General features: G+C 63.8%; 3 protein-coding genes. 2 read left to right on the forward strand and 1 reads right to left on the reverse strand.

What is annotated here, in order from left to right:
- On the forward strand, nucleotides 1-598 hold a 598-nt coding region (locus EN879_RS32260), incomplete at its 5' end, for an aldehyde dehydrogenase family protein (protein ID WP_127274534.1).
- Nucleotides 599-690: 92 nt separating this feature from the next.
- Nucleotides 691-1,713 (forward strand): aldose epimerase family protein, encoded by a 1,023-nt coding sequence (locus EN879_RS32265; protein ID WP_063168174.1) that lies wholly within the window; start codon nucleotides 691-693, stop codon nucleotides 1,711-1,713.
- 11 nt (nucleotides 1,714-1,724) lie between these two features.
- On the opposite strand, the gene EN879_RS32270 is transcribed toward EN879_RS32265, so the two are convergent.
- Nucleotides 1,725-2,394 (reverse strand): sugar kinase (locus EN879_RS32270; protein WP_164774716.1); only part of this gene is annotated, 670 nt, incomplete at its 5' end.

Raw genomic sequence — 2,394 nt, forward strand, 5'->3', positions numbered from 1 at the left:
GACCTGCGTTTGCACCAACCGCTTCCTTGTCCAGGCAGGTGTCTATGACAAGTTCGTCGAGAAGCTCGCTGCCGCCAGCAACGCGCTGAAGGTCGGCTCCGGCCTCGAGGACGGCGTGCAGCAGGGGCCGCTGATCGACGAGAAGGCGGTCGAGAAGGTCGAGGAACTGATCGCCGACGCCACATCAAAGGGCGGCAAGATCGTTGCCGGCGGCAAGCGCCATGCGCTCGGCGGTTCGTTCTTCCAGCCGACGGTCATCGCCAACGCGACACCCAAGATGCGCTTCATGAAGGAAGAGATCTTTGGCCCGGTCGCACCGGTGTTCAAGTTCGAGACCGAAGAGGAAGCCGTCGCCCTCGCCAACGACACCGAATTCGGCCTTGCCTGCTACTTCTACACCGGTGACCTCGGCCGCGCCTTCCGAGTGATGGAAGGGCTGAAATACGGCATGGTCGGGGTCAATGAAGGCCTCATCACCACGCCGGAGGCGCCGTTCGGCGGCGTCAAGGAATCCGGCCTCGGCAAGGAAGGCGGGCATCAGGGCATCGAGGATTATCTCGACACCAAATATGTCTGCATCGGCGGCCTCGGCCTCTGATAGGCTATCCCTGGGATGGGGAGGCCGATGGCCTGCCCATCTCTCATGGAAAAACCAGCCGAAGTCTTCTGGATCAACTGGCATTTACGGGCATGGCGATGAAGGACGGCGAGGTTTTCGGCACGACGCAGGCTGGCGAGCAGGTGCGTCGCTTCACGATCAGGGGCGGCGGCATCACAGCCAACATCATCGGTCTGGGCGCGATCATCCAGGATTTGCGCCTGACCGGGCACGATGCTCCGCTGGTGCTCGGCTATGACAGTCTGGAAGGCTACGAGACGGATACGGCCTTCTTCGGTGCGGTCGTCGGCCGCTATGCCAACCGCATCCGCGACGGCCGCTTCACCATTGGCGGCAGCCGCTACCAGACCGAGCAAAACTTCCTCGACAAGCATACGCTGCATGGCGGCTCGCAAGGTTACTCCCACCGGCCGTGGACGGTTTCCTTGCATGGCAGGGATTTCGTCACGCTGACGCTGCACGATCCCGACGGCACGATGGGTTTTCCCGGCGCGCTCGACGTCACCTGCACCTACCGGCTGAAGATCCCCGGCACGCTCAGCGTCGAGCTGACCGCCACCTGCGAGGAGCCGACGCTGTGCAATCTCACCCAGCATTCCTATTTCAACCTGGATGATGGCGGCGCAGGCGACATTCTCGACCACAGGATGATGCTGAATGCCGGCGCCTACCTGCCGGTCGATGGCGACATGATCCCCACAGGCGTGGTCAAGCCGGTTGACGGCACGCCATTCGATTTCCGCCAGGCGCGGCCGCTGCGCATGGAAACCGAGGGTGATCAACTGCCCTACGACCAGAATTTCTGCCTTGCTTCGGCACGCGGGCCGCTCAAGCAGGCGGCATGGACGCAAGGCGCCAGTTCCGGTGTCGAGATGGAGGTCTGGACCACCGAGCCCGGCGTCCAGCTCTATACCGGCCAGTATGTGACGCCGCGCACCGGGCTGGAAGGGCGGAACTACAAGGCCTTTTGCGGCTTCTGCCTGGAGCCGCAGATTTGGCCGGACGCGCCGAACCGGCCTTATTTCCCGCAAGCAACGCTGTGGCCGGGCGCGATCTACCACCACGTCACGGAATACAGGTTCCGCCTGCCCTAGTTTTTCCGACCTTAGCCTTCGAAAGCCGCCCGCAGCGTCTCGAACGGCGCCAGCGCGCCGCGCACTTGCACCACGGCGGCGGCGACACGATGCGCACGGCGCGCGGCTTCCTGCGGGTCGTGGCCGGCAAGACGAGCCGCAAGATAGCCGCCGTTGAACGAATCGCCGGCGCCGGTCGTATCGGCGGGGGCGGCGACATGGATCGCCGGGACTTCGCGTAGTGTTTCTCCTTGGGCAATCAGGGCGGGCTGCTCGCCGTTCTTGACGACGACCTCGCTAACCAGTTGCCTGAGTCGCTTTGCGGTCGCTTGCGGTGTTGCATCGCCAAACAGCATCTGCTCGTCGGGGAAAGTCGGCAATGCGATGTCGGTGGCGGCAAGGGCTTCGACGATCGCTGCCTGTGCATCCTCGCGATTGCGCCAAAGCCGCGGCCGGTAGTTGGGATCGAAGGCGACAAGTGAACCGGCCGAGCGCGCCTTGGCGACAGCCGCCAGCAATACGGCGCGCGCGGCCTCATCCAGAATTGCCAAAGTGATTCCGGAAAAATAGACAAGCGCCTGATTTACCAGGTTTTCCGACAATGCAACCGGGTCTGAGGCGAGCTGCCGCGCGGCGGCGTCGCCGCGCCAGTAGGTGAAGGAACGCTCGGCCCCGGTCAGCGTGATGGCATAGAGGCCAGGC

Origin of the sequence: Mesorhizobium sp. M7A.F.Ca.AU.002.02.1.1 (genome assembly GCF_003998535.1) — a bacterium.
Taxonomy (GTDB): domain Bacteria; phylum Pseudomonadota; class Alphaproteobacteria; order Rhizobiales; family Rhizobiaceae; genus Mesorhizobium; species Mesorhizobium ciceri.